Origin of the sequence: Desulfosediminicola flagellatus (assembly GCF_005116655.2) — a bacterium.
Taxonomy (GTDB): domain Bacteria; phylum Desulfobacterota; class Desulfobulbia; order Desulfobulbales; family Desulfocapsaceae; genus Desulfopila; species Desulfopila flagellata.
Window position 1 is genome coordinate 1,201,285 of sequence record NZ_CP050698.1, and the last position, 25,495, is coordinate 1,226,779.

Genomic DNA, 25,495 nt, shown 5'->3' on the forward strand with positions numbered 1-25,495 from the left:
CTGCTAAAACGGTAGTTCTGATATACCGTTTTAGCAGACGGAAGTGACTCGTAAGCATCTACTTTGCAGCAAGTTCGCGTGCAAGTTCTTCTTTGCTCATGGTCCAGAACGGCGTACCATCCTTAGTGAGGCGGACTTTAAATTCAAAATGTTCCCCCTGTTTCACTTTTGAAGCCATGAAAATGTCTTTATCATCAATGACAGCCCAGCTACCTTTGATCTTTGTTTTTAGACCTTTGCGTAGCCCGGTATTTTTGATACTGGCATAAGCGCTTGGGCAAAGATGGACAAGAATTTTTTCTCCATCACCTTCATCGAAATAAAACGCGGTTCCTTCAGCCATTCCGGGTAATGGTTTGACTGTAGTAAACTTTGTGATAGTTCCTTTGAGTTTATCCAATTCTTTTGAGTTGTATAGATCATTGTACTCTGAACCAACTTCCCATCCGGAAATTTTAGTAGATTCTGCTGCAGTAACATCGGCTGGTCCGGCAAATATCAGCATGTAGCAGAGAGTAAACAGTGATATTGACATCATGGATAGCGCTTTCATGTTGACTCCTTTCAAACTGGTAATGTGTTACATTCCTCACGGAATTTCTAAATGTCGCTTGATCTCTGATAATAATTCTTTTTACAGTTTATGCAATGAGATCAGCTCGGAAGATGACTGGTATTTTTCTTAGAAAATAAAAAACAGGAAAGTTGGATAAAGTTGAGGCAATAGAAGATCATACGGGTAGATAGCAGCGTGTACTATCTGGGTCCCGCCGAAAACTGTTTATTCGCATGCCTCGATATCGACTGAAAAGCAGATTTTTCGAATTGAAACTACCTGTTGTGATGAAAGAATTCCTCGAGAAAGCTTTTGCGCCATCCTGTTGTCTGCCTGAGTTGTTTGAGTGGCGTAGCTTTGCTGTTGCTGAGAAGTTTTGCAAGTGATTTTAATTCACTCATGTTTCCGACAAGAATGGGGTCTATTCCAAGAAGATCAGATTTGAGCTCTATCAGGTTTTGCAAACGTTCCAGAGTTTCTTTGTCGCGGTTTGACAGTCTGGTGGAGCGCTCTAATGGTGGGTAACTGTCTTCCTCAGATTCTAAAGTACCAAGAGTCAATGACACTATTTTAGAGCCATACCTTTTCTGGGCCTTGGGTGATAAACCTGTCTTGGCTGAGAGCTCTTCGGCATTAAGGGTTTTCTTTTTAGCAATGGCTATGAGGATGTTGTCTTTAATGATGTGTCCTCGTGGCTTATCCTGCTTTTTTGCTTCGGCTTCACGCCATTGGGCGAGTTCGCTCAGAATTGCCAGGGATTGCCTGCTAAGAGATCCTGCTCCCCGTATTTTTCTAAATCTTTCCCCATTACCATTGTCGATATATGTTTGAGGATTATTAAGAAGATTAAGTTCTTCCTGAAGCCAGGATTTAATTTTGGGCCCGATAATTCTACTTAGCAGCAGGACGCGCACAGCGCGAAGATAGCGCACATCGTCTAGTGCATATTCAACCTGCTTGTCATTGAGGGGTCGTCTCAGCCAATTAGTCCTGGTTTCAGTTTTTGGTAATTCTATCTCAAGTAACTCTTTAATAAGGTTACAAAGGGAGAGGGTGGCCGGGAGGTCGCTGAAGCCTGCTGCAAGACGTGTATCAAAAATGTTCTGTGGAGCCGCACCAGTAGCCTGATAGAGGATGGCTAGATCCTGAGGGGCATCATGAAGTATTTTTACAACGCCTCTGTCAGACAGGAGTTCCCCCAAGGGGCTCAGGTCTTCTATAGCAATTGGATCTATCAGCTCACAATCTTCGTCTGATAATGCGATTTGGATAAGTCCGAGTTGGGGGTAATATGTTCGTTCCCAGACAAATTCTGTATCGAGTGCAACTGCGTCGGTTTTCCGTGCTCTGGACACAAGTGCTTTAAGGTCTTCTGTGGTTGTAATCATCGTCTATATGGGTATTTTCTGGATAGGGTTAGGTAGGTCGTTCCTCTTTCTTTAGTCAATCCTCATGACGGCGTCAAACAATTTTGTGCTACAGAAGATGTTTACTGGCAATTATGATAAAAAAAAGCAAGAAACTATTAAACAGTGGTGTCTAGGGATAATTGGCGTATTATTACTGGAGGACTACTTTAGCTGTTTGATTCATTCCCGGACTGCAGATGCTTCTATATATAATTAAAAGAATATTACTCATGATTCCGACACTCGTCGGTGTGATGCTCATCACCTTTGTCGTGACACAGTTTGTTCCAGGTGGTCCGGTAGAGAAACTTGTGGCTGAGATGGAAGGGTTTGGCGCAGCCGGGGGAGAGATCTCATCAGGTGGTAGTTCCATTTATCGCGGCAATGCAGGGCTGGATGCTGAGCGAGTCGAAGCGTTGCGTAAACTCTATGGTTTTGACAAGCCGCCTGTTGAAAGGTTTTTTTCAATGATGGGGGATTATCTCGTTTTTGATTTTGGTGAGTCTTATTATTATAAACAGAGCGTAGTTGAGTTAGTCGTTTCGAGGTTACCAGTGTCGATGTCTCTAGGTCTCTGGAGCTTCTGTATTGTTTATGGGGTCTGCATTCCTCTGGGGATTGCCAAGGCCGTGCGGGATGGGAGTAAATTTGATGTACTGAGTTCCACGGCTATCCTCATTGGTTATGCTATTCCGGGTTTTGTTCTGGGTATTGCACTTATTGTTCTGTTTGGTGGAGGGAGTTTTTGGAATATTTTCCCCCTTCGTGGGCTCGTATCAGATGACTGGGAAAGTATGAGTCTCGGAATGAAGGTTTTGGATTACTTATGGCATATGGTACTTCCGATAATTGCCAGTGCAGTTGGCAGTCTTGCTGTAATGACCTTGCTTACAAAGAACTCATTTCTTGAGGAGATTAGAAAACAATATGTCCTGACAGCCAGAGCAAAAGGTTTAAGTGAGCAGCAGGTATTGTATAAGCATGTGTTCAGGAATGCAATAATACCGATAGTTACTGGGTTTCCCGGGTATTTTATCGCTTCTTTTTTTACTGGCAGCCTGCTTATCGAAACAATTTTCTCCTTACACGGAATGGGATTGCTTGCATATGAGTCGGTTCTGAACCGGGATTATCCTGTTGTTCTGGGTACATTGTATTTTTTCACGTTAATCGGGCTTTTTTCACGTCTTCTATCTGACCTCAGTTATGTGGTGATTGATCCGAGAATCAGTTTTGAGAGTTTCGATGAATAGCGGAACTGCATTATCCAGAAAAGTCATGAAAGCCCAGAGTCCTGGAAGGCGGCGATGGCGACAGTTTAAAAGGAGCAGGAGAGGGTACTATAGTCTGCTTATTTTTCTTACTGTTTTTACCATCAGTCTTTTTGCGGAAGTGTTGAGTAATGACAAACCATTTCTGGTGATGTTTGAAGGTAAGCCATATTTCCCGATACTGGTGAGCTATCCTGAAACGGTATTTGGTGGGGATTTTGAAACAGAAACTGATTACCAGGATCCGTTCTTTCAGGAACTTCTGGACGAGGTTGATGGCAAAGCGTATTTCCCTCCCAATATGCACTATTATGATTCTATAAACCTTTCAATTGACGGTCCTGTTCCTTCTCCTCCGACATGGCAAAATCTTCTTGGCACGGACGATCGCGGCCGGGATGTGCTGGCGAGACTTCTATATGGATTCAGGCTAAGTGTTGTCTTTGGTTTGGTTTTAACGGCAATCGGGACGGTAATCGGGATCCTTGCAGGTGCATTGCAAGGATATTTCGGTGGGAAAACAGATCTGTTTTTTCAACGATTTATCGAAATATGGGGAGCAATGCCGGAGTTATACCTCCTTATTATTTTCTCCTCCATTTTTCAACCGGGAATCTTACTTCTGCTTGTGCTTCTCTCACTTTTTAGCTGGATGGGGCTCTCTGATTACGTGAGGGCTGAGTTTTTGAAAGGTAGGAATATGGAGTATGTGAAAGCTGCAAAAGCTTTGGGTGTAAATGATGTAACTATCATGTACAGGCATCTTCTTCCCAATGGCATGACTCCGGTTATAACTTTTTTACCCTTCAGGGTTTCTGCATCAATTCTTGCTCTTACCAGTCTCGATTTTCTTGGACTTGGTGTTCCTCCGACAACACCAAGTCTTGGTGAGTTGCTGGCACAGGGAAAAGCGAATATTGACGCATGGTGGTTGTCTTTTTCAACATTTTTTGTTCTGGTCGGAACACTTGTTCTTCTGATTTTCATAGGTGAAGCACTGCGACAGGCATTTGATCCCAGGAAAGGGTGATGTGTATCCGCAATTACAGATAAGCAGTATTTTTTTATAATCTTATAGTGACTGTAAGAAGAAAGTCAGCTTGTATCCATATGGTATTCAGGCTGTTGACAGATAGGTATTATATCTTTATTGTACGCAGCAATCCTAAAATTATAGTCGTAAATACAAATATCTGTTAATTGCGATTAAGACAGGGTGCGATTCAAGAGCATAAAAGACGCTTGACCCGTTTACTCCTGAAGTTTCTCTACATATATTATTATGTTAAAAGGCCCAATTCAAAATCTGGGTGACTCCGGAATATATATACTGCAGGATCTTGGCCGGATGGCCATTTATCTTTGCCAGGCTCTGATTGGAAGTGTGAAGCGTCCATTCAGATTTAGAGAATTCCTGCGTCAGATTCATTTCATCGGCACAGGGTCTATTGTTGTCATTTTTTTTACTGCAGCTTCTACAGGCATGGTGCTTGGTCTTCAGGGATACTATTCGTTAAATAAATTTGGCGCTGAAGGGCTTTTGGGATCAGCAGTATCTCTGACGTTGATAATGGAATTGGGGCCTGTGTTGACTGCTTTGATGGTTGCGGGTCGCGCCGGTTCTGCCATGTGTGCAGAGATTGGTATTATGCAGATCTCAGATCAGATTGACGCCCTGGAGTGTATGGCGATTGATCCTTTCCGCTACCTGCTGACTCCTAAATTTCTGGCTGCCCTGGTTTCTGTGCCATTACTAACAGCCATTTTCGATGTTGTTGGTATCGCTGGTGGATACGTTGCCGGTGTCAGCCTTATGGGGGTGAACCCGGGCAGTTATCTGGACGGCATGATTTCAAGCGTTACCAATCATGACATCTGGCTGGGGTTTGTAAAATCGGTTGTTTTTGGACTTCTTGTTGTGTGGATCTGCACAGGCAGGGGGTATTTTGTCAGAGAGATTCGTGGTGCGGGATTTGGTGCAGAGAGTGTCAGTCGCGTAACGACTCAGGCTGTTGTACTTTCTTCTATTTCTGTGCTTGTGTTTGACTACCTTCTTACGGCGGTGTTGCTTTGATACTCCCAGCAATAGAATTTATAGGTGTCGATAAAGTATTCCCCAAGCGTGATGGAGGAGAGCAGAAAGTACTCGACAATGTCAGCTTCACTATACCCAAAGGCAAAACTACAGTTATTGCCGGCAGGTCGGGGCAGGGAAAAAGCGTCACTTTAAAGTTAATACTTGGCTTGATGCGCGCTGATAAAGGGAGCATACGTGTCGACGGTCAGGATGTGACGCATTTACGGGGTGGGCCTCTCGAAAAATACCGTTCTAAGTTCGGAGTTCTTTTTCAGGGAGCGGCATTGTTTGATTCGCTTTCGGTTTTTGAAAATGTTGCCCTTCCTTTGCGTGAAAGAACAAGAAAGCATGAAGATGAAATAGAACAGCTCGTCTCATCGACTCTCGATCAGCTTGAGTTGCTGGGGCACGAGAATAAGTATCCGGCACAGTTAAGTGGCGGGATGCGTAAGCGCGTTGGTTTGGCCAGGGCGCTTCAGCTCAACCCTGAAATCATGTTATTTGATGAACCTACAACAGGGTTGGACCCTGTGATGACTCAGGAAATTTATCAGCTGTTTGACAGAACACAGGAACGTGTCGGATTTACGTCTGTTATTGTTAGTCACGATATTCCAAAGGTGTTTAACCTTGCTGATCAGGTCGTTATTCTGAATCAGGGACAGATGGATGTGTTCTCCAGTCCTGAAGAGATTCAATGGTCTGAGAAGCAACATATACGTGATATTGTAACGACAACAATGGGTGAAATATATCAGAGCCAACTGGTGGAGCAATGAAAAGAGGAACTCTGGAAATATTTGTGGGCTTGTTCATGATAGCAGGATTCAGTGCGCTGGCTTATCTTGCGTTAAATCTTGGAGAGGTCTCAATATTTAGTAGTAGTCGTACATATCTGCTTAATGCAGAATTTGATAACGTCTCAGGAATAAAAAAAGGTGCAGCGGTCCAGGTCGCAGGTGTCGTGGTTGGAAGTATTGAAGGAATACGGTTGGGGGAAGATAGGTATGCCGTACTAACAATGCGACTGGACAAAGAGCTTAAAGTTCCGACTGATTCAATGGCTTCAGTGAAATCTCAGGGGATAATCGGGGATAAGTACATCCAGATTAGCCTTGGTGGAGATGAGGAGTTTTATGCAACCGGAGATGTTCTAACAGATACTGAATCTGCCATAGATATCGAATCACTTATAAGCAAATTTGCCTTTGGCAGTGCAAAATAGGAGTTGATTTTGAACGTATTACGAATGGTGTGTCTATCAGGTATATTTATTATCCTATCTGGTTTTCCGATGGAGACACTCGCAGCGGATAAATATGGTATTGGAGGCGATGACTATATTGTTGAGAATGGTCAGCCAGACTTACTTGGTGATGATTGGGATGACGGTGAGAGCAATCTGGAGATCAGTGATCCGCTTGAGCCTCTAAATCGGTTAGCCTTCGAGTTCAACGATAAACTGTATTTCTGGGTACTGCAGCCTGTTAAAAAAGGATATGTAGCTGTACTTCCAGACGACATACGGCTCTCTATCGGGAATTTCTTCTATAATCTCGCAACACCTGTGAATCTTGTAAATACTCTTTTGCAGGGCCGATTTGAAGATTCCGGCGTGATACTCGGGAGATTTGTGATTAATAGCACCATTGGTGCCTTTGGTTTTGGAGATGTTGCCGCCGTAGAGTTTGATTTATTGCCAGAGCGTGGGGATTTTGGGGAAACACTTGGAGTTTACGGCATTGGTGAGGGCGTTTATATCTGCTGGCCTGTTTTCGGTCCATCAAATGTCCGCGATAGCATAGGAATTTTGGGCGATATGCAACTGCATCCATATTCTTTTGCCGGATTTGATGCTCAGGCTGAAACAGCTGCAAGAGGTGCCGAATTTATCAATAGACTGTCAATTACCCCTGATGTATATGAGGAGATTATAAAGATATCCCTCGATCCCTATGTTGCCACAAGAGAAGCATATGTGGACTATAGGCGAAACCTGATATTATCTCGCGATCAGTAGACATCTGATGATGTATTCTACTGTTTGCTGCATTATAACATTGCGTGTATCCAAATGAAAAAGAATAGCAGTATTCTAGTTTTGGCAGTATGGCTTCTGGTTTGGCTTTCGCCGGTTTATTGTCTTGCTGAGCAGGGGCCAATGGAGCAACTACGGCCAACGTTGTCTAAATTGACGAGTCTGTTGGCTGACCCACAACTTCGAGGTGATGAACATAAGGTCAAACGCCGTGCGCAAATTATGGACTCCATCAGGAGCGGATTTGATTTCGAGGAGATGTGTCAGCGTATTCTGGGGCAAACCTGGAATAAAATTTCCCCCGATGAGCGAGTACTGTTTACAGAATTGATGACAAAGCTGTTGGAAAATGTCTATATCGGCAAGCTTGAGAATTATTCCGGGCAGACTATCGGTTACGTAAATGAGAGAGTTAAAGGTGACCGGGCGCAGGTTTCAACACTCATCGAAGATGACAAATTGCAGATCCCTGTCCATTATATAATGTCTCTTGATAATGGGAAGTGGATGGTCTATGACATCAACATAGAAGGTGTTAGTCTTGTTCGTAATTACATGCAGCAATTCAAATCGATCATCAGGAAGGATGACTTCGAGGGATTGATTAAAGTGTTGCAGGAAAAAAACAGATCTTTTGAAATCGAATCATAGCGAGCTGAAAATGAGTGATTCCCTTCATCCTGTTCTAGGTCAGTTTTTTTCAAACGATTCCGAGGGCCATGTCGATGTGTTGTTACAGAATTTGGCCACTCGGCAACTTTCAGCAGGAAAGGTGCTTTTTAATGCAGGCGACTCTGCTGATTGTGTTTATCTTCTCCTCGAAGGGCGTGTTGCGGTTCAGAGAACAATAGGCATTGGGGACAGGACTCAGGTTATTGCGTTGCTTGATGCGGGAACGGTAGTCGGAGAGGCCGGGATTGTAGCGGGACGTTTCAGAACAACTACAGTGTCAGCTGTTATGGATAGTAAACTTGCAGTTCTTTCTCAACAGGGGCTCGCCGAGTTAGAGCAGAAACTCCCATCCGTCTATATTTCAATGCTCAAGAGAATAGTATCTATCACTTCACTTAGACTTCAAAAAAGTTCAGAACGTCTCGCGCTCGTTTTATAATCCCTTTTTTTATGTCATGGTACTATTATAGTCAGAATAACGACGGTATCACATTGTCAAACTGTCGTTGTTGGGAAGAGATTTAGCTCTTCCCTGTTTTTTTTGTGGCCTTTATTTGTTAAATTGATTATTTTTGCTTCCTTTGTGTGCCCTTCATATAATTAGAAGGGGCTGTGAGGAATTTATGAAAATTGCATTTGGTGAGATTGGTCGGAAAATAACTCGGCTCAGCATCCAGGATACCAGCTGGCTTCCGTCGGAGATTGCTCCTCTGAGTTCGTCAGTGACCGCGGAAATTTCGTGTCGGCAATCGTCTGAAAATATGGTTGTTCTGGAAGGATTGCTTGCCGGTCGTTTTAGATTGGATTGTGCCCGTTGTGGGGATCAGGTAGATGTTAAACTTGAAGAAAATTTTCAATACCTGGTTACAACACAAAAAGAAGAAATTTCTGATCTGCAGGAAAAAGAATGCAGTGATGAAGAATGTGATACACTTTACCTGAAAGAACCGGTCATTGATGTTGTCGATATCCTGCAGGAGCAGTTATATCTCGCCATTCCTGGCAAGGTTCTCTGCGATGAACAGTGTAAAGGGTTGTGTCTGAATTGTGGTAAATCAAAGAACAGGAATGAATGTACCTGTGATGGGGTTTTACCTGATTCGCCTTTTGCTGCTCTAAAGAAGTTGAAGAAGGATTAAGTAACATTTAATTGATTGGAATTTATATACCAATTGGAGGATATTATGGCTCTGCCGAAAAGAAGACATTCCTATTCAAGAACTCGTAAACGCCGTTCACATGATGCACTTAAAGCTCCTGGGATCTCCCTGTGTGCTGATTGCGGTGAACCAAAAGAACCACATCGTCTCTGCGCAAGCTGTGGTAAATACAAAGGAAGAACCGTATTCAGTCTTGACGCTGAAGTAGAGTAGGAGAATAGCCGTGCATATTGCCCTGGACGCCATGGGCGGAGACCATGGGCCGGAAGTATTGATTGCCGGGGCATTACTAGCCGCTAATCAGGCTGATGTTGAAGTCAGCCTGGTAGGCGACAAGGCACTCCTGCAATCATTCGTTGACAAAGCAGCTCCTGACTCGCGTACCGCATCAAAAATCCATATTGTTCATTCATCTCAGGTGGTTGAGATGAAGGATAATCCAGTAGATGCTATCCGAAAGAAAAAAGATTCCTCCGTTATGGTGGCCTTTGACCTAGTCGGTCAGGGGGTTGCAGACGCCGTGGTCAGTGCCGGTAATTCCGGTGCTACTCTGGCTGCGGCTGTACGTAAACTCGGTCGAATTAAGGGAGTATCCCGGCCCGGCATCGCCTCACTTTTCCCCACCCTGAAAAAGCCGGTTGTATTGATGGATATCGGCGCAAATGTCGAATGCCGTCCTCAACATCTTGTTCAGTTTGCCATTATGGCCTCAGCTTTCTCCCGAATTCATGATACAGAAAATCCGCGCGTTGGAATTCTCACTATCGGGGAGGAATCAGGTAAAGGCAATGCTCTCGTTAAAGAAACATATGATTTACTCAACAATACTTCACTCAACTTTATAGGTAACGTCGAAGGACGTGATGTCTATAAAGGTGATGTGGATGTGATTGTCTGTGATGGCTTTGTAGGTAATATCTGTTTGAAAATCAGTGAAGGTCTGGTCGAAGCTACTATGCGCATGTTGCGTGATGAAATAGCTAAGTCGACCCTTGCAAAAATTGGATATTTACTTGCTAAACCGGCTTTCCGTGCTTTTAAGAAGCGGGTGGATTACTCAGAATACGGAGGAGCTCCACTTCTCGGTGTCGACGGGGTCGGAATCGTCTGTCACGGTAAGTCCAATGCTGTTACTATTAAAAATGCTATTTTTGAAGCTGCAAAAATGGTCAAAAACAATGTGAATCAGGAAATTCTCAGTGGGATTACTGCTGAGGCTACTGTTTCGCAATCGGAGGTATAATGGGAACTGTTATTCTTGGCACTGGATCTTGTCTGCCACGAAATGTTGTTACCAACAGTGACCTGGAGAAAATTGTTGATACTACCGATGAGTGGATCACTTCCCGAACTGGTATTCAATCCCGGCATATTGCCAGCGGAGATGAATATACCTACAAGCTTTCTGCCAGAGCTGCTGAAAAAGCGCTGGAGATGGCTGGAGTAGGTGCAGAAGAACTTGATTTAATCGTTGTTGCAACAATAAGCTCACATATGCTCATGCCCTCTAGTGCCTGTTTTGTGCAAAATGAAATCGGTGCAACGAATGCATTTGCGTGGGATCTCAATGCTGCATGTTCCGGATTTCTTTATGGCATTGATCTTGCTGATAAATATGTACGAGCAGATAAAAAATCTAAAATTCTGGTTATAGGTGCTGAGACTCTGTCGACGCGCATTAACTGGGAGGACCGAAACACCTGTATCATCTTTGGTGATGGTGCGGGTGCGGCTGTAGTTGGGTATTCTGAAAGTGAGAGTGGTTATATCGGATCAAATCTTTCTTCAGATGGTTCACTCTGGAAGCTGTTGCATATGCACGCACCAGAAAGTACGAATCCCAATCTCAAAGTTCCGGACAACACAGGCGCGCATATTGTCATGGAAGGCCGTGAGGTTTTCAAGCATGCAGTAAAGGCCATGGAAGATGCTGTTCGGGGACTTCTTGAGAGAGAGCAGCTGACTCTTGATGATATAAACCTTGTTATCCCACATCAGGCAAACATACGAATTCTTAATAAATTGAAAGAACGTCTGCAATTGCCAGAAGATAAGGTGTTTATAAACGTTTCTGACTATGGTAATACGTCTGCTGCGTCTATTCCAATTGCATTGGATGAGGCGAAGCGGTCGAATAGAATATCTAGCGGAGATACAGTGTTATTTTGTTCTTTTGGTGGTGGCTTTACCTGGGGAGCAAGTCTGATTAAGTGGTAGGGAGGAGTTTGAGATGGATTATTTTTTAAATGAAGAGCAGCAGATGATCGTCGACATTGCTCGGCAGATCACTGATGAGCGAATTATACCGAACCGTGCTGAGCTTGATGAGAAGCATGAATTTCCTCGTGCTATCTTAAATGATATGGCACAGGCTGATCTCTTTGGTTTGCTGATACCCGAGGAGTTCGGCGGTTTTGGTGGTGATTGTTTTGATAGCGTTTTAGCACTTGAACAACTCGGACGTGGTTGTATTGGCGTTGGTACTGCTTTTGCCGCGAGTTCACTTGGAATTTATCCAATTCTTATTTCCGGTTCCCAAGAGATTAAAGAGAAATACCTGCCTGCTGTAGCGTCAGGTGAGAAATTTGCTGCGTTCGGTCTAACCGAAGCAAATGCAGGATCTGATGCTTCGGGCATTCAGACGACAGCGGTTCTTGATGGTGATGAGTGGGTTATTAATGGTACAAAGCAGTGGATCACCAATGGCGGTGAAGCACAGATTTATACTGTAATAGCCATTACCGACAGAAGTAAAGGGCCTCGTGGCGCTTCAATGTTCGTCGTCGAAGAGGGTGATCCTGGCTTTACCTGTGGTCCAAAAGAAAAGAAGATGGGTATTCGTGCCTCTTCAACCACAGAGCTTATTTTTAAAGATTGCCGTATCCCGAAAGATCGTCTGATTGGTCGTCAGGGAACAGGTTTTATTACTGTCATGAAGACGCTTGATTCTTCCCGTCCTGGTATTGCCGCACTTGGTGTGGGACTTGCTCAGGGTGCACTTGACGAAGCTGCAAGTTACGCAAAACAGCGTGTTCAGTTCGGTAAACCGATCATTGCATTCCAGGCTGTTCAGCACATGCTCGCCGATATGGCTATTGGTGTAGAATCTGCGCGTGCACTGGTTTATCAAGCAGCTAAGCATATTGTTGCGCATCCGAAGGATATGTCTAAAGTATCTTCTATGTGTAAAATATATGCTACTGATGTTGCAATGAAAGTTGCTACTGATGCCGTTCAGGTTCTCGGTGGTTACGGATTTATGTCTGAGTATCCGGTAGAAAAAATGATGCGTGATGCAAAAATCCTGCAAATTTATGAGGGCACAAACCAGATTCAGCGTAATGTCGTTGGTCAGGAACTGAACAAGGAATACTCTAAATAAACGTATGTTTAGACATTTTGTCAGGTTCGACGGTTTTTAGTTGGTTGTTTGAGGATACCCAAAAAAAGATTCAGGTTGTGTCATGAAAATTATAGTATGTGTTAAGCAGGTGCCGGACGCCAAGGAAGTACGTCTAGACCCCGTAACGAACACTTTGGCCCGTGAAGGTGTTGAGTCGATCATGAATCCTTATGATCAGCATGCACTTGAAGAGGCAGTTCGTTTAAAAGAAGCCCATGGTGGTGAAGTCATAGTAATCACAATGGGCCCCCCCCAGGCCGAAGAAATTCTAAAGTTAGCTATTTCCTGTGGTGCCGACCACGGTGTACTTGTCTCAGACAGAGCGTTTGCAGGAGCTGATACCTGGGCGACAGCCTACACCCTGGAAAAGGCAATTGTTGCGCTTGGTGGTGCAGATCTTGTTCTTTGTGGCAAGCAGGCTATTGATGGTGATACAGCACAAGTCGGCCCTGGCCTGGCCATGCGTATGAATATTCCATTTGTAACATGTGTGCAGAAAGTTCGTGAAGCATCCGATTCTGCAATTATTTTAGAACGAATGATGGATGATGGTTACGATGTCATCGAAGCACCTTTACCTGCGTTATTGACTGTCGTTAAAGATATCAATAATCCTCGTGTACCTTCTCTTAAAGGTAAAATGAAGGCAAAAAAAGCCAAGATTCAGGTTCTCACAGCAGCGGATATTCAGGCTGATGCAACCTGTATCGGTTTACCTGGTTCTCCAACTCAGGTTGCTAAAGTATTTCCTCCCGAGGCTAGGGGTGAAAGATCCATTCTCACCGGTACACTTGATGAGCAGATTGACCAGCTTGTCGAGAAACTGACCCCGTATCTATAAGCCCGTATCAGGAGGATCAGGTAATGCTGAAAATTAATGAAGAAGTGTGTATCGGTTGCGGTATCTGTGAGTCGAGTTGTCCATTCGGTTCAATCGAAATGACAGATGGCTTACCTCTAGTTGGTGATAGTTGTACTCTGTGCGGTGCGTGTGTAGAGAGCTGCGATGTTGAGGCCCTTTCTATCGAGACTGGCGAGAAAGGCGGTAAGGCTGATCTCAATGCGTGGAAAGGTGTTTTTGTATACTGTGAATACAGGCGCGGAGTTCTGGCACCTGTATCTCTTGAGTTGCTTGGTATCGGCAGACGACTTGCTGAAATTCGTGGTGTGCAGTTGTCAGCGGTGCTTATTGGTAACGAAACCGGAGATACTGCGACGCAACTGATCGGCTATGGAGCAGATACGGTCTATCGAGTTGATAAACCTGAACTCGCAAGTTTCTCAGAAGACAGTTATACAGCAGTGCTCACTTCACTTATTCAGGAACATAAGCCTGAAATTGTACTTGCAGGGGCAACAGCAATCGGTAGATCATTTATTCCTGCCGTTGCGACGACTCTCAATGCAGGGCTAACCGCAGATTGTACGAAGCTTGAAATCAGAGAGGATGATGGCGCACTTCTGCAAACCCGTCCGGCTTTCGGTGGTAATATCATGGCAACTATTGTTTGTCCTGATCACCGTCCACAAATGTCAACGGTCAGGCCGAAAGTAATGAAAGCCATGGAATTCGATGGAGATAGACAGGGGGATATTGTAGAGGTTTCCCCTCCATCTTCTGAGCTTAACAGTCGCATCAAAGTTCTTGAATCCGTTGTTTCAACAGAGACAAACGTTAATATCCAGGAATCTGAGATTCTTGTATCTGGCGGACGTGGTCTTGAGAGCGATAAAGGCTTTGAACTGATTAAGCAACTAGCAGACTCTATGGATGCTAATGTTTCTGCATCACGAGCAGTTGTTGATGCAGGATGGATCCCTTATCCGCATCAGGTGGGTCAGACAGGTAAAACAGTGGCACCGAAACTCTATATTGCATGTGGTATTTCAGGTGCGGTACAGCACGTTGCCGGAATGCAGTCTTCAGAGACCATCGTCGCTATCAACCGTGATGAAAATGCACCGATCTTTGATGTGGCTGATTTCGGTCTTGTCGGTGATGTTTTTGAAATCATACCTAAACTGATAAGAAAGATAGAAGATAAACGAGGTTCATGATGCTCGATGGAAAAATAGCTGTGGTAACCGGTGGCAGCCGTGGTATCGGCAGGGCGATTAGTCTGCGTCTTGCTTCACTTGGCGCCTTAGTGTATATCAACTATGTGAGTAGACCTGATACTGCCGAGGAGACTCAGAAATTAATTGAGGATGCCGGTGGTAAAGCTGCAATCATTCAGTTCAATGTTGCTGATGCTGAACAGGTGCAAAGTGCCTTCAAGCAGATTGTGACTGATGCAGGTTCTATCGATATTCTTGTTAATAACGCTGGTATAACCAGAGATGGTTTGATGGCGAGGATGAAGGAAGGTGACTGGGACGATGTTCTGGACACTAATCTGAAAGGAGCTTTTCTGTGTGCGAAAGCTGCTTCTAAACCGATGATGAAAAAGAAATGGGGCCGTATTGTTAATATATCCTCAGTCGTCGGTTCATCCGGAAATGCCGGTCAGGTTAACTATTCTTCGGCTAAAGCAGGATTAAGTGGTTTGACAAAATCTGTCGCGAGAGAGTTTGCATCCAGGAACATCACAGTAAACGCTGTCGCTCCAGGGTATATTGTCACCGAGATGACTGATGCAATGACAGAAGATGCTCAGGCCAAAATAAAGAGCGAAATTCCTATGGCGTCTCTTGGGTCGCCTGAGGATGTGGCTGGTGCGGTTGCATACCTTGTCTCTGAAGACGGGCGATATGTAACTGGTCAGACCTTGCATGTCAATGGTGGTATGTATATGTAGTTATCAAAATCAATTTGTGGTAAAAGTTCTTCGTTGAACTGGGTACCACTTCAAGTTGCACCCACCAATGTTATTGAGAATTTTTGTAAAAAATAAATATTTAGGGAGATAAGTAATGGCTATAGAACAAGAAATGATCGACATCATCGTAGAGCAGCTCAGCGTAGAGAAAGATAAAGTAGTTGCCAACGCATCTTTTGTTGATGATCTCGGTGCAGATTCTTTGGATCTCGTTGAACTGATTATGGCGATGGAAGAAGGTTTCGATATCGAAATTCCTGATGAAGATGCAGAGAAGATCGCTACTGTTCAGGATGCTATCGATTACGTGCAGAAGCTTAAGTAAATAGAGCTTACGTACAGAATTGCTGGACGAATCATCCACATAGCTGGGTAAGAACACAGAGGAGTTTTCACCGTGAGTCGCAGAGTTGTCGTAACCGGCACAGGCCTTGTTACACCATTAGGAACCGGAGTTGATAAAACCTGGAGTAATATTACCTCAGGGGTCAGTGGTATTGATACCATTACCCGCTTTGATGTAAGTGACTCCATTGTTAAAATAGCCGCCGAGGTAAGGGATTTCGATTCTAACGATTTCTTTGAACCAAAGAGAGCAAAACATCTGGATCTTTTTGTTCAGTATGGTTTGGCTGCGGCAATAATGGCTGTCAAAGACAGTGGTTTTGAAGTCTCTGACGAGAACTGTGAACGAATTGGTGTTATTACCGGTTGTGGTATGGGTGGTTTACCGACAATCGAGAAATACCATTCTGTAATGCTTGAACGGGGTGCTAAACGTATCACTCCGTTCTTCATTCCTATGGTAATTCCCAATATGCCGTCCGGACATATTTCAATGGAGATTGGTTCAAAAGGACCAAACCTCACATTGACCACAGCCTGTGCAGCTGGAACCCATGCTGTTGGTGAGGCGTATCGCCACATCAAGTATGGAATGAGTGATGTTATTGTTACTGGTGGAACTGAAGCGGTTATCTGCCCTATTGGAATAGGTGGTTTTTCATCAATGAAAGCACTTTCCACACGTAACGATGATCCTGCAGCATCCTCCAGACCTTTTGATAAAGATCGTGATGGTTTTGTTATGTCTGAAGGTGCAGGTATGCTTGTTCTCGAGGAATATGAGCACGCAGTTGCACGTGGCGCAAAAATCTACGCTGAAGTTATTGGCTATGGTTTAAGCAGTGATGCATATCATATTGCAGCTCCACCAGAAAATGGTGAGGGTGGGCAACGTGCTATGAGAATGGCTCTTAAGGATGCTGGCATAAATCCTGAGGACGTTGATTATATCAATGCCCATGGTACTTCAACACCACTTAACGATAGATGTGAAACGCAGGCCATAAAGTCAGTATTTGGTGAGCATGCATATAAGCTTGCAATCAGTTCCACCAAATCAATGACTGGGCATATGCTTGGTGCAGCGGGCGGAATTGAATCTGTTTTTACCGCACTGGCTATCCATAACCAGGTAGCTCCGCCAACCATTAACCATCTTGAGCCAAGTGAAGAATGTGATCTTGATTACGTTCCTAATACTGCCAGAGATATGGAAATTCGCACCGCTATTTCGAATTCATTTGGTTTTGGCGGTACGAATGCCGTTGTGGCAATGAAGCGGTTTACCAGCTGATACTACTTCAAGGAAAGTAAAAATGAAGATTGCCATAGGGTCAGATCACGGCGGATATGAGTTGAAAGAACTGGTGAAAGAGTTGCTTACGTCTCTCGGATACCAGTTTGAAGATGTTGGGTGTCATTCACTTGATTCCGTAGATTATCCTGATATCGCTAAAAGCTTATCATCGTCTATCACTGAAGGTGATTGTGAGGCCGGAATCCTGATCTGCGGTACCGGAATCGGGATGTCTATCGCTGTGAACAGAGATCAACGAATACGTGCTGCCTTGTGTCATGATGAATATACAGCACGAATGAGTCGCGAACATAATAATGCTAATGTTCTCTGCCTTGGTGCACGAGTCACCGGTCCCGGTGTTGCTGATGCAATTGTGAGGGCGTGGCTGGCAACTGACTTTGCCGGTGGGCGACATCAGATCCGAGTAGACAAATACAGTCGATGACCTGAGCATGTCTGAATCATAATGGTTTGTATTGAAATGACCGCCTGTACATCCTGTACAGGCGGTTTTTTTATTTACCGGGTGGTTTGGGATTGTTCAGAATAGCTGGATTTAGTAAGACGAAGCTAACCATGTTGGTTGTATCAATTACGATGATTAATTGAAGTAGATAGGAGTGACTCACCATGAAATGCCCGTATTGCGGTCACCTTGATAATAAGGTAATTGATTCCCGCCTTAATAAGGATAGTACGATTACCAGGCGGCGGAGGTCGTGCCTTGCATGTGATCAACGGTTTACTACCTATGAACGGCTTGAGGTAATGATGCCGATGCTGGTTAAAAAAGACGGGCGTCGCGAAGGCTGGGACAGACAGAAAATGACATCTGGATTACAAAAAGCCTGCGAAAAGCGACCCATAAGCAGGGATCGTATTGATCAATTTGTTGACGATATCGAACATAGACTACAGGATATGGGCTCTAAAGAGGTTGCCTCGCAGGTTATCGGTGAATGGGTAATGGAGGATTTGTCTCAGCTGGATGAGGTCGCCTATGTTCGTTTTGCTTCAGTCTACAGGCAGTTTAAAGACGTAAATGAATTTATGGACGAACTGAAAACGCTACTTGATTCACGACATGACAATGGTATCTAAAAAAGATGAAGAGTATATGGCTCTTGCGCTAAGCGAGGCCAGGAAAGGATTAGGCAGAACATCTCCCAACCCGTGTGTCGGTGCTGTCATTGTCAAAGATGGTCGGGTTATCGCTAAAGGCTATCACAAAAAAGCCGGCACACCCCATGCCGAAATACATGCTTTACGTGCGGCGGGTGAAGGAGCTGTAGGTGCGACGATGTATGTCACTCTTGAGCCCTGTAATCATACTGGCAAAACTCCACCATGCAGTCACGCTGTTGCAAAAGCTGGTATATCACGAGTTGTTGTCGGAATGGAAGATCCTAATCCCCTCGTTGATGGTACAGGCATTACCTATCTGAGGCAGAAAAATATCGATGTTATTAGCGGTGTTCTTGAAAAACAATGTATTGATATAAACAAACCGTTTATAAAATACATTTCAACAGGTATGCCGTGGATGGTTATGAAAGCTGGTATTTCTCTTGATGGTAAACTCAATTATCAGAAAGGAAAAAGTGGCTGGATTACAGGAAAAGAATCTGGCCATATGGTCCATCGTTTGCGGGATACTCATGATGCCATAATGATTGGAAGTAATACTGCAAAAATCGATAATCCTTCCTTAACGACACGCTTACCAAACAAAGAAGGTAAAGATCCTGTAAGAGTTATTCTTGACCGTACTCTTTCGCTTAATCTTGACTTGAAAGTCTATCATCTTGAGTCTCTTGCGCCGACTTGGGTATTTTGTTCAGACGATGTTGAGTTTGAGAAAATTGCAGCACTGCAAGCGCTTGGGGTACGTGTATTTCAGGTTTCATGTAGTGGCGACAAACTCGACTTGCGAGAGGTATTGAAGACTCTTGGGGATAGTGGTGTATGCTCTGTGTTGGTTGAAGGAGGAGCCGCCATTCATGGTGAGTTGCTGAATAACCGCCTTTATGACTATTGTAATCTATTCGTTGCCCCAGTTTTTGCAGGTGAAGATGGTATTTCATTACTGACAGGATATGCAGCAGACTGCAAGGAGAACGCTGTTAAACTAACTGATGTACAGTATGATCGGCAGGGTGAGGATATTATGATATCGGGAGATGTTATTTATCGGTGACGGAATAACTTATGCGCGGATAATGGGTATTTATATATCCGCGTTCTTTTGAATATTCTTTGTTTGCTAATGGCGTAACGTGTTTATCTGTACCTTTCCCTTTTCTTCGAAAACCTGCTTTGTATTTCCCCTACCTAAACTTTGACGGCTATAATCTTTGGGCCAAGCGCAGCCCAGAATGTTTCAAACTCGGCTTTGTTCTTGAATCTAATATCCATTGTTACAGAGTCATTTTCAAAAGATTGACTATGGTTCAGGCTGCAACTATCAGGGATTTCAATCTGTGATTTCCAGGATTGAAATTGCGCTTCAGCTGCATTCAGGGAGGGAGAATGTTTACCTTGCAGCAACTGTAACAATGACTGTGCTTTTTGAGGTATATTCATCTCCTGATGGTCAAGAATCTGCTGTATATCTTCTGTTTTAAGAAAATCTTTAATAGCCACTCCCTGCCTGCCTGCGATATCCCTGATTAGCATCAGCATGCGCTTTTGTTTGCCAGTACCAACGTTAAGTGATGAAAATAATTGGAATATAGAGTCGCGGTCATCAGTCGGAAACTTTAATAGTTCACGAGCCATATTTTCTGAAAGCAAACCATCTTTTATTGCCAATTGTTGCGCCGGGTTCAATTTCAATAACGCTAATATCCGATTAATAAAGTGGGGTTTTGAATTAAGGTTTAAATTATCGAGTAACTGTTGTTGCTCAATTTCATTAAGGAGTTTTGCACATAACTTATAGAAATATGCCAAAGCTATAGGAGACAAAGGACAGATGGCTGTGTATTCATGAAAAAGAACAGTCAGAATTTCTGAGTTATGTAAATCTTTAGAGAGTATTCGGCATTCAATGCTATCCTGAGAACGTATTGTTTGAAAGACAGATAAACACCTACTACCTGTTATGACTTCATATCTATCTGTTTCGATTTTTTTAACAAGTGGCGGGTGAAGTATGCCTATTGTCTTTATCGAAGAAACCGATTGAAGAATTGGCTGATTTAGTGGCTGAAATGCATGAATATCCCATGGATTGTTGCTAATCAAACAATGGAATGGAACAGTCTCATTATGAAAATATCGAGTCATTATAATAAACAGTAGAAGAGTAGAATATTCGTGTACGCATCAGCTAGGGAAACTCGGGAGGCATAAATGCAATTAACCTGTCAGGTCTACTTGGGATATAGACGACAGGTTAATTGATTTCAGTGCAGTATACAGTGATGAGTAACTGTTCTGATTAGTAATGATTAATTGCTAGAATTAATCTTATCACGCAATATACCTGATGGTTTAAACGTAACTACTCTTCTGGCATCAAGTGTGAGTTCATCACCGGTTTGCGGATTCCGGCCACGGCGTGAATTTTTATCTTTAACATTGAACTTGCCAAACCCGCTGAGCAGGAGATCTGCTCCGTCGATCAGTGCGCTTTTAGAGATCTTTAAAAACGCTTCGACAGAATCGGTTGCCTGCGCCTTGGTTAATCCTTCATGGTTTTTATAAACCTGCTGTACTATGTCTGCTTTGGTGAGAGTCATTTCTTCCTCCTTAGAGATACGGGGATATTGGTACAACCTGTAATAATGATATACTTTCGGTTAATAATGTCAACAATGTCAGGGAAATAATTTCAAAATAAAAGACAAATAATTGCACATTTACGATGAAATATGACAGTTGTTGTCAAACTCTACTATTAATTACAGGCAGCACATCGTGTTGCTGTTGGAAAATGGTTTAATTGTAAATTCTGAGAATGTTGTCTCAGGCTAGTGAGTGTATCCTGAATCCAGTAAATTAATACTGTTAGCCCTGGTGAGTGAGGATATGGGCTAAGGCTATTAGTATATATCCTGATACTATTCAATACAAAAGAGGAGAGTACCCCACCAAAGTCTGTCGGATTAGAAAATAATCAATTGTTGATTGTTAACTAAATTGTATTCTCCTTCGCGAATATTGTGTCGAATTAAACCACACTGGCAATCTTGAAAATGGGAAGGTACATAGCTACAACGAGCCCACCAATCATGCCCCCCAAAAAAACCATCATAAAAGGTTCTATCATTGCTGTTAAGTTTTCAACAGCTTGATCAACTTCTTCATCATAGAAATCAGCAATTTTTTCAAGCATCGCATCAAGAGCACCAACGGATTCACCAACATTGATCATCTGCACAACCATGTTAGGAAAAACGCCGCTCTCATCAAGGGGTTCCGAGATTGGACGACCTTCTGCAATAGCATCACCAACCCTGAATACAGCCAATTCTATCACCTTGTTACCAGCAGTCCTGGCAACAACCTGAAGAGCTTCCAGTATTGGTACGCCACTTTGAAGCATTGTGCTCAAGGTACGAGTAAACTTCGCAACAGCAACTTTACGCAATAACGGACCAACAACAGGCGTGCGAAGGAAAGCTCTGTCAAAAAAGATTTGACCTTTTTCTGTTGCGTAAACCTTTTTAAAGATCATCCAGGCCAAAACTGCTCCAATAACCATGTAGAGTGAGTTTGATTTAAAAAAGTCACTCATATCGACGACTACCTGAGTAGGTCCCGGAAGGGTTGATCCAAAATCTTCGAACATAGATTTAAAAACAGGAACAACAAAAACCAGAATTACACCAAGAATAAGAATAGAGATTGCAAGGCATATGGTTGGATATGTCATTGCGCCTTTAATTTTCTTTTTCAAAGCCATGGATTTTTCCATGAATACTGCAAGCCTTGAAAGGATAGTGTCCAGGATACCACCGGTTTCACCGGCATCAATCATGTTTGTAAACAGCTTATCAAAGACTTTTGGATGTTTCCTCATTGAATCTGCCAGCGTAGAACCAGATTCTACATCTAGTCGGATATCACCAAGGACCTTTTTAAAGGTAGCATTGCTTTGTTGTTTCTCAAGTATCTGAAGACCCTGTACCAGCGGCAGACCTGCATCGATCATTGTAGAGAGCTGCCTGGTGAAAATAACAATGTCCTTACCGGTTACTTTGGGTTGGAAAAAGGCAACATCTGCGAAAAGATCTTTAGGCTTTTCTTTGATAACAGGGTTGGTTATGCGCAGTCTTTTAACCTGTGCAAGCGCGGCTGCCTGATCTGGAGCTTCGATTTCTCCTTTTCGTTTCTCCCCGTAGGAATTTTTCCCTTTCCATATATAGACAGGCATCCGTTTCTCCTGGTGCTGATGAAGTTCTCATTCAATGCGTTTTTGCGCTTCTAACCTAATAAAATCGAAGTGATACAAACTACGTGGTATTATATATCAAGTGATTAGAGAATACAAGCAAAGTAGTGTGAACAGAATTCTAATTCAAACCTTATGGTTACAACGAACCTCGAGTGCTAATTTAAAAGAGGGCTTGGACGAAATCGTCAACAGGTATTATACGTTTCTTAGAATGAGTCCTAAAGAAGAAAATTGGATATGGATCGGATTTGTGTTGTTAGAAAATTCAAACTTTGATAATATACCATGTTCAAAACTTTAGTTGACTAAATTTGCCAGGGCTGGCGGATACGCCTGCCTGTATTGCCTCTGCTTTACGTAGCAGGTAGGTGTTGGTTTGTATATCGAATTGGAGGATTATTACCATGCAGAAGGAAGCTGCAGTGAGCTATAAAGAGAGAAATTTCAAGCCTGTTGTCGAAAAATGTGACGGCTGTGAAAGAATTGTTGAAGAAGCAGAAAATAAATTTTGCCAGAGCTACTTGAATCCTGGTGCTAAATGGCGTCTCGGTATATGTAACTTTGCAACACATGCTAAGCCTGAGATCACAATTACCAAGATCAGGGTTAACCCTCTGAAGGCTGCAAAAAGAGCTTCAAAGGGCAAGTAATTCTTATTTGAATTGCTTTGTGCTTTACGTTGTATAAGAAAAAGGCTGTACCGAATATTCGGTACAGCCTTTTTTTTTACCTTTTTAAAGGTGATTACTTGAGCATGTAGTTCAGCTGCCTGCTAACTGTTGACTTCTATAGTAAGCAATCGAGTTAGCATGTGCCCACGTTTGCAATATTACGTATTTACTGAGGTAGCAATTGATGTAGACTCTCCTGGAGTCTTCGAGTTGGAGTCTTCGAGTAATTGTCTTGTGGGTGAGATTGAAAATACCCCTTCGGATCAATAAAACTTTCCGCAGTTGCAGTCCTGCAAGCTCTGCGAAAAGCTTTATTGAAGGGAAAACCGAGCTAGCAGGTTCCGACTCCAGTGTAGTCAAAACCGGCTTCCTGCATCTCTTTTGGTGTGTAGACATTTCGCAAATCAATAAAGACGTTGCCTTTCATTATTTCTTTCAATCTGTCGAAATCCAGGGCTCTGTACTGATTCCATTCAGTCATAAGGATGACGGCATCTGCATCTCTGCAGGCTTCGTAAGCATCTTCAACATAGGAAATGGTTTGCGGCAGGACATGCTTTGCTTCGCTGACGCCCTGTGGGTCGTGAGCGGTGATGTTTGCACCCTTTTCAAGAAGTGCTGGCAGGATGGTTATAGCTGGCGCATCACGCATATCATCTGTTTCCGGTTTGAACGTCAAGCCTAAAACAGCGAGTTTTTTACCTGCTTCATCGCCACCAAGAGCATCGCGGATTTTTTTGACCATCATCGCTTTTTGCGCTGCGTTGACTTCAACAGTGGCTTCGATAATCCTGAGGCTCTGACCATGTTCCTGGGCGATTCGTAAGAGAGCAAGGGTGTCTTTAGGGAAACAGGAACCACCATAACCTGGTCCGGGATGAAGAAATTTACTGCCGATTCGACCATCCATACCGATACCTTTCGCAAGATCGGTAACATTTGCACCAATTGAATCACAGAGTAGGGCAATTTCGTTGATAAAGCTGATTTTTGTGGCCAGAAAGGCATTGGCGGCGTATTTGGTGAGTTCTGCGGTTTTTACATCTGTACGTACAATTGGGGTTTCACGAAGGAAGAGTGGTTTGTAAATATCTCGAAGAACGTTTTCTGCTCTGTCAGATTCAACCCCGATAACAACACGATCGGGTCTCATGAAGTCATTAATGGCTGCGCCTTCCCGCAAAAACTCAGGATTTGAGGCAACATCAAATTCTGCATCAGGATTGGTTTCACGTATTATTCTAGCAACTTGGTCAGCTGTGCCAACAGGTACGGTGCTTTTGTCAACGATAACCGTGTACCCTTTGAGTTCGGCAGCGATTTCCTTGGTAGCTTCGTAAATATACGTTAAGTCGGCGTAACCATCACCACGCCTGCTGCTGGGAGTTCCAACCGCAAGAAAGACTGCTTCAGCACTGGATACAGCTTCAGCCAGCGTCGTTGTGAAGCTTAAACGTCCTTCTTTGCAATTTTTTTCAACGAGTAAATCAAGGCCGGGCTCATAGATCGGCATTATACCTTCGAGCAAATTGCTGATTTTATTCTGATCTTTGTCAACGCAGGTGACATGGTGACCGAATTCAGCAAAGCACGTTCCTGTGACAAGGCCGACGTAACCTGTGCCTATAATAGTAATTTTCATTTCTTAGATCCCAAATGCAGTTAGTAGTTGATTTGGTAATTATAACCTGTGACCAAATATTGCGGTTCCAACACGGATAATAGTAGCCCCCTCCTGAATCGCAATGTGATAATCGTTTGACATGCCCATCGACAGCTCAACCTTATTGGTTTGAGGAAAGAGATCTTTTTGATTGAGTTGATCTGCCAGAAGGCGTAATTCCCTGAAGTGTGGTCTTGCCAATTCAGGGTCGTCCGTAAACGGTGGCATGGTCATAAGGCCAATAACCCTGATGTTGGAAAGCAAATTGAGTTCTCGAAGAATTTCTTCTGCTGCTTCAGGATTTACACCTGACTTGGCATCATCGTGCCCGATATTTACCTGCAGGAGGATATCTATTGTACGATTTAACGGCTCTAGATGCCGGTTAAGTGCCTTAGCCAGCTTGAGGCTGTCAACCGTTTCAATTACGTCGAAAATCCGCGCAGCAATTTTTGCTTTGTTACTTTGCAGGTGTCCGATAAAGTGGAGGTGGCATTTCCCTCCGACTGTCTTATACTTTTCCTCAGCTTCCTGAATATAATTCTCTCCAAAGACCTTGTGACCACAGGTTATTGCTTCTTCTATTGCTGAGACGGGAAAGCGTTTTGAAACCGCAACAAGCTGAATATCTTCTGGATCACGTCCACATTCTTTTGCTGCTGTGATGATGTTACTTTTAATAGTTTCAATATTTTCTGCAATACTCATTA

General features: G+C 43.5%; 29 protein-coding genes. 22 read left to right on the forward strand and 7 right to left on the reverse strand.

The genetic code is table 11. From position 1 onward, the window contains the following. Positions 1 to 58: 58 nt before the first annotated feature. Together FCL46_RS04990 and FCL46_RS04995 are read right to left on the reverse strand one after the other, a co-directional pair. Positions 59 to 553, reverse strand: coding sequence for a MamS/MamX family magnetosome protein (locus FCL46_RS04990; RefSeq protein WP_136805279.1), 495 nt, complete (start codon positions 551 to 553; stop codon positions 59 to 61). A gap of 278 nt (positions 554 to 831) precedes the next feature. Next, on the reverse strand, positions 832 to 1,944 hold the full coding sequence (locus FCL46_RS04995; RefSeq protein WP_136805280.1) for a ribonuclease D: 1,113 nt from the start codon (positions 1,942 to 1,944) through the stop codon (positions 832 to 834). Between the two features lie 218 nt (positions 1,945 to 2,162). Between FCL46_RS04995 and FCL46_RS05000 the strand changes: the two genes are divergently transcribed. From FCL46_RS05000 to ribD, 21 genes are all read left to right on the forward strand, one after another. Continuing rightward, a complete protein-coding gene (locus tag FCL46_RS05000; protein ID WP_176371590.1) occupies positions 2,163 to 3,218 on the forward strand; it encodes a microcin C ABC transporter permease YejB in 1,056 nt (351 codons plus the stop codon). Then, a complete protein-coding gene (locus tag FCL46_RS05005; protein ID WP_136805282.1) occupies positions 3,211 to 4,266 on the forward strand; it encodes an ABC transporter permease in 1,056 nt (351 codons plus the stop codon). The genes FCL46_RS05000 and FCL46_RS05005 overlap by 8 nt, the downstream gene beginning before the upstream one ends. Positions 4,267 to 4,518: 252 nt before the next feature. Continuing rightward, positions 4,519 to 5,310, forward strand: coding sequence for an MlaE family ABC transporter permease (locus FCL46_RS05010; protein WP_136805283.1), 792 nt, complete (start codon positions 4,519 to 4,521; stop codon positions 5,308 to 5,310). After that, entirely contained in the window at positions 5,307 to 6,092 is a 786-nt protein-coding gene (locus FCL46_RS05015; protein WP_136805284.1) for an ABC transporter ATP-binding protein, read from the forward strand. The genes FCL46_RS05010 and FCL46_RS05015 overlap by 4 nt, the downstream gene beginning before the upstream one ends. After that, the gene (gene mlaD, locus FCL46_RS05020; RefSeq protein WP_136805285.1) at positions 6,089 to 6,538 is read left to right on the forward strand and encodes an outer membrane lipid asymmetry maintenance protein MlaD; all 450 of its coding nucleotides are present in this window, start codon (positions 6,089 to 6,091) and stop codon (positions 6,536 to 6,538) included. Before FCL46_RS05015 ends, mlaD begins: the two co-directional genes overlap by 4 nt. Positions 6,539 to 6,547: 9 nt before the next feature. Beyond that, positions 6,548 to 7,333 carry an MlaA family lipoprotein gene (locus tag FCL46_RS05025; protein WP_136805286.1) on the forward strand — a complete coding sequence of 262 codons (786 nt, stop codon included), beginning with the start codon at positions 6,548 to 6,550 and terminating at the stop codon, positions 7,331 to 7,333. Between the two features lie 54 nt (positions 7,334 to 7,387). Further along, positions 7,388 to 8,002, forward strand: a complete 615-nt coding sequence (locus FCL46_RS05030; protein ID WP_136805287.1) for an MlaC/ttg2D family ABC transporter substrate-binding protein — start codon at positions 7,388 to 7,390, stop codon at positions 8,000 to 8,002. Between the two features lie 10 nt (positions 8,003 to 8,012). Beyond that, entirely contained in the window at positions 8,013 to 8,462 is a 450-nt protein-coding gene (locus FCL46_RS05035) for a Crp/Fnr family transcriptional regulator (RefSeq protein WP_136805288.1), read from the forward strand. A gap of 184 nt (positions 8,463 to 8,646) precedes the next feature. Continuing rightward, positions 8,647 to 9,162: a YceD family protein gene (locus FCL46_RS05040; protein ID WP_136805289.1), complete on the forward strand. Its 516-nt coding sequence runs from the start codon at positions 8,647 to 8,649 to the stop codon at positions 9,160 to 9,162. 45 nt (positions 9,163 to 9,207) lie between these two features. Beyond that, the gene (rpmF, locus tag FCL46_RS05045) at positions 9,208 to 9,396 is read left to right on the forward strand and encodes a 50S ribosomal protein L32 (protein WP_136805290.1); all 189 of its coding nucleotides are present in this window, start codon (positions 9,208 to 9,210) and stop codon (positions 9,394 to 9,396) included. Between the two features lie 10 nt (positions 9,397 to 9,406). After that, positions 9,407 to 10,426 carry a phosphate acyltransferase PlsX gene (gene plsX, locus FCL46_RS05050; RefSeq protein WP_136805291.1) on the forward strand — a complete coding sequence of 340 codons (1,020 nt, stop codon included), beginning with the start codon at positions 9,407 to 9,409 and terminating at the stop codon, positions 10,424 to 10,426. Beyond that, positions 10,426 to 11,400, forward strand: a complete 975-nt coding sequence (locus tag FCL46_RS05055; RefSeq protein ID WP_136805292.1) for a beta-ketoacyl-ACP synthase III — start codon at positions 10,426 to 10,428, stop codon at positions 11,398 to 11,400. The genes plsX and FCL46_RS05055 overlap by 1 nt, the downstream gene beginning before the upstream one ends. A gap of 13 nt (positions 11,401 to 11,413) precedes the next feature. Further along, positions 11,414 to 12,565, forward strand: coding sequence for an acyl-CoA dehydrogenase family protein (locus FCL46_RS05060; RefSeq protein ID WP_136805293.1), 1,152 nt, complete (start codon positions 11,414 to 11,416; stop codon positions 12,563 to 12,565). Positions 12,566 to 12,647: 82 nt separating this feature from the next. Continuing rightward, positions 12,648 to 13,427, forward strand: a complete 780-nt coding sequence (locus FCL46_RS05065; RefSeq protein WP_136805294.1) for an electron transfer flavoprotein subunit beta/FixA family protein — start codon at positions 12,648 to 12,650, stop codon at positions 13,425 to 13,427. Between the two features lie 23 nt (positions 13,428 to 13,450). Further along, complete coding sequence (locus FCL46_RS05070; RefSeq protein ID WP_136805295.1) at positions 13,451 to 14,644, forward strand: electron transfer flavoprotein subunit alpha; 1,194 nt, start codon at positions 13,451 to 13,453, stop codon at positions 14,642 to 14,644. Further along, entirely contained in the window at positions 14,641 to 15,384 is a 744-nt protein-coding gene (gene fabG, locus FCL46_RS05075) for a 3-oxoacyl-[acyl-carrier-protein] reductase (protein ID WP_176371591.1), read from the forward strand. Before FCL46_RS05070 ends, fabG begins: the two co-directional genes overlap by 4 nt. Before the next feature lie 115 nt (positions 15,385 to 15,499). Continuing rightward, positions 15,500 to 15,730: an acyl carrier protein gene (gene acpP, locus FCL46_RS05080; RefSeq protein WP_136805296.1), complete on the forward strand. Its 231-nt coding sequence runs from the start codon at positions 15,500 to 15,502 to the stop codon at positions 15,728 to 15,730. Between the two features lie 72 nt (positions 15,731 to 15,802). Further along, positions 15,803 to 17,044, forward strand: coding sequence for a beta-ketoacyl-ACP synthase II (gene fabF / locus FCL46_RS05085; protein ID WP_136805297.1), 1,242 nt, complete (start codon positions 15,803 to 15,805; stop codon positions 17,042 to 17,044). A gap of 22 nt (positions 17,045 to 17,066) precedes the next feature. After that, positions 17,067 to 17,495 (forward strand): ribose 5-phosphate isomerase B, encoded by a 429-nt coding sequence (gene rpiB, locus FCL46_RS05090; protein ID WP_136805298.1) that lies wholly within the window; start codon positions 17,067 to 17,069, stop codon positions 17,493 to 17,495. A gap of 185 nt (positions 17,496 to 17,680) precedes the next feature. Then, positions 17,681 to 18,151, forward strand: a complete 471-nt coding sequence (nrdR, locus tag FCL46_RS05095) for a transcriptional regulator NrdR (protein ID WP_136805299.1) — start codon at positions 17,681 to 17,683, stop codon at positions 18,149 to 18,151. Beyond that, entirely contained in the window at positions 18,141 to 19,247 is a 1,107-nt protein-coding gene (ribD, locus tag FCL46_RS05100) for a bifunctional diaminohydroxyphosphoribosylaminopyrimidine deaminase/5-amino-6-(5-phosphoribosylamino)uracil reductase RibD (RefSeq protein ID WP_136805300.1), read from the forward strand. The genes nrdR and ribD overlap by 11 nt, the downstream gene beginning before the upstream one ends. A gap of 134 nt (positions 19,248 to 19,381) precedes the next feature. Here the strand turns inward: ribD and FCL46_RS05105 are convergent, their stop codons facing one another. From FCL46_RS05105 to FCL46_RS05115, 3 genes are all read right to left on the reverse strand, one after another. Beyond that, entirely contained in the window at positions 19,382 to 20,338 is a 957-nt protein-coding gene (locus FCL46_RS05105) for a ParB/RepB/Spo0J family partition protein (RefSeq protein ID WP_136805301.1), read from the reverse strand. A gap of 164 nt (positions 20,339 to 20,502) precedes the next feature. Then, positions 20,503 to 20,793 carry an integration host factor subunit alpha gene (locus tag FCL46_RS05110; protein ID WP_136805302.1) on the reverse strand — a complete coding sequence of 97 codons (291 nt, stop codon included), beginning with the start codon at positions 20,791 to 20,793 and terminating at the stop codon, positions 20,503 to 20,505. 431 nt (positions 20,794 to 21,224) lie between these two features. Next, positions 21,225 to 22,430, reverse strand: a complete 1,206-nt coding sequence (locus tag FCL46_RS05115; RefSeq protein ID WP_136805303.1) for a type II secretion system F family protein — start codon at positions 22,428 to 22,430, stop codon at positions 21,225 to 21,227. A gap of 425 nt (positions 22,431 to 22,855) precedes the next feature. Here FCL46_RS05115 and FCL46_RS05120 point away from each other — a divergent pair, with 425 nt between their 5' ends. Continuing rightward, complete coding sequence (locus FCL46_RS05120; protein ID WP_136805304.1) at positions 22,856 to 23,101, forward strand: PxxKW family cysteine-rich protein; 246 nt, start codon at positions 22,856 to 22,858, stop codon at positions 23,099 to 23,101. Between the two features lie 352 nt (positions 23,102 to 23,453). Here the strand turns inward: FCL46_RS05120 and FCL46_RS05125 are convergent, their stop codons facing one another. Beyond that, positions 23,454 to 24,764: a UDP-glucose dehydrogenase family protein gene (locus FCL46_RS05125; RefSeq protein WP_136805305.1), complete on the reverse strand. Its 1,311-nt coding sequence runs from the start codon at positions 24,762 to 24,764 to the stop codon at positions 23,454 to 23,456. 39 nt (positions 24,765 to 24,803) lie between these two features. Further along, positions 24,804 to 25,493, reverse strand: a complete 690-nt coding sequence (locus FCL46_RS05130) for a YggS family pyridoxal phosphate-dependent enzyme (protein WP_136805306.1) — start codon at positions 25,491 to 25,493, stop codon at positions 24,804 to 24,806. Positions 25,494 to 25,495: the final 2 nt, after the last annotated feature.

Coding starts and splice junctions, on each gene's coding strand:
- FCL46_RS04990 (WP_136805279.1), bottom strand. CDS start 553: ATGAAAGCGCTATCCATGATGTCAATATCACTGTTTACTCTCTGCTAC.
- acpP (WP_136805296.1), top strand. CDS start 15,500: ATGGCTATAGAACAAGAAATGATCGACATCATCGTAGAGCAGCTCAGC.
- FCL46_RS05130 (WP_136805306.1), bottom strand. CDS start 25,493: ATGAGTATTGCAGAAAATATTGAAACTATTAAAAGTAACATCATCACA.
- FCL46_RS05060 (WP_136805293.1), top strand. CDS start 11,414: ATGGATTATTTTTTAAATGAAGAGCAGCAGATGATCGTCGACATTGCT.
- ribD (WP_136805300.1), top strand. CDS start 18,141: ATGGTATCTAAAAAAGATGAAGAGTATATGGCTCTTGCGCTAAGCGAG.
- FCL46_RS05070 (WP_136805295.1), top strand. CDS start 13,451: ATGCTGAAAATTAATGAAGAAGTGTGTATCGGTTGCGGTATCTGTGAG.
- FCL46_RS05115 (WP_136805303.1), bottom strand. CDS start 22,430: ATGCCTGTCTATATATGGAAAGGGAAAAATTCCTACGGGGAGAAACGA.
- FCL46_RS05105 (WP_136805301.1), bottom strand. CDS start 20,338: ATGACTCGATATTTTCATAATGAGACTGTTCCATTCCATTGTTTGATT.
- fabG (WP_176371591.1), top strand. CDS start 14,641: ATGATGCTCGATGGAAAAATAGCTGTGGTAACCGGTGGCAGCCGTGGT.
- FCL46_RS05065 (WP_136805294.1), top strand. CDS start 12,648: ATGAAAATTATAGTATGTGTTAAGCAGGTGCCGGACGCCAAGGAAGTA.
- FCL46_RS05125 (WP_136805305.1), bottom strand. CDS start 24,764: ATGAAAATTACTATTATAGGCACAGGTTACGTCGGCCTTGTCACAGGA.
- FCL46_RS05005 (WP_136805282.1), top strand. CDS start 3,211: ATGAATAGCGGAACTGCATTATCCAGAAAAGTCATGAAAGCCCAGAGT.
- FCL46_RS05000 (WP_176371590.1), top strand. CDS start 2,163: ATGCTTCTATATATAATTAAAAGAATATTACTCATGATTCCGACACTC.
- rpiB (WP_136805298.1), top strand. CDS start 17,067: ATGAAGATTGCCATAGGGTCAGATCACGGCGGATATGAGTTGAAAGAA.
- rpmF (WP_136805290.1), top strand. CDS start 9,208: ATGGCTCTGCCGAAAAGAAGACATTCCTATTCAAGAACTCGTAAACGC.
- FCL46_RS05055 (WP_136805292.1), top strand. CDS start 10,426: ATGGGAACTGTTATTCTTGGCACTGGATCTTGTCTGCCACGAAATGTT.
- nrdR (WP_136805299.1), top strand. CDS start 17,681: ATGAAATGCCCGTATTGCGGTCACCTTGATAATAAGGTAATTGATTCC.
- FCL46_RS05030 (WP_136805287.1), top strand. CDS start 7,388: ATGAAAAAGAATAGCAGTATTCTAGTTTTGGCAGTATGGCTTCTGGTT.
- mlaD (WP_136805285.1), top strand. CDS start 6,089: ATGAAAAGAGGAACTCTGGAAATATTTGTGGGCTTGTTCATGATAGCA.
- FCL46_RS05035 (WP_136805288.1), top strand. CDS start 8,013: ATGAGTGATTCCCTTCATCCTGTTCTAGGTCAGTTTTTTTCAAACGAT.
- FCL46_RS05120 (WP_136805304.1), top strand. CDS start 22,856: ATGCAGAAGGAAGCTGCAGTGAGCTATAAAGAGAGAAATTTCAAGCCT.
- FCL46_RS04995 (WP_136805280.1), bottom strand. CDS start 1,944: ATGATTACAACCACAGAAGACCTTAAAGCACTTGTGTCCAGAGCACGG.
- FCL46_RS05110 (WP_136805302.1), bottom strand. CDS start 20,793: ATGACTCTCACCAAAGCAGACATAGTACAGCAGGTTTATAAAAACCAT.
- FCL46_RS05040 (WP_136805289.1), top strand. CDS start 8,647: ATGAAAATTGCATTTGGTGAGATTGGTCGGAAAATAACTCGGCTCAGC.
- FCL46_RS05010 (WP_136805283.1), top strand. CDS start 4,519: ATGTTAAAAGGCCCAATTCAAAATCTGGGTGACTCCGGAATATATATA.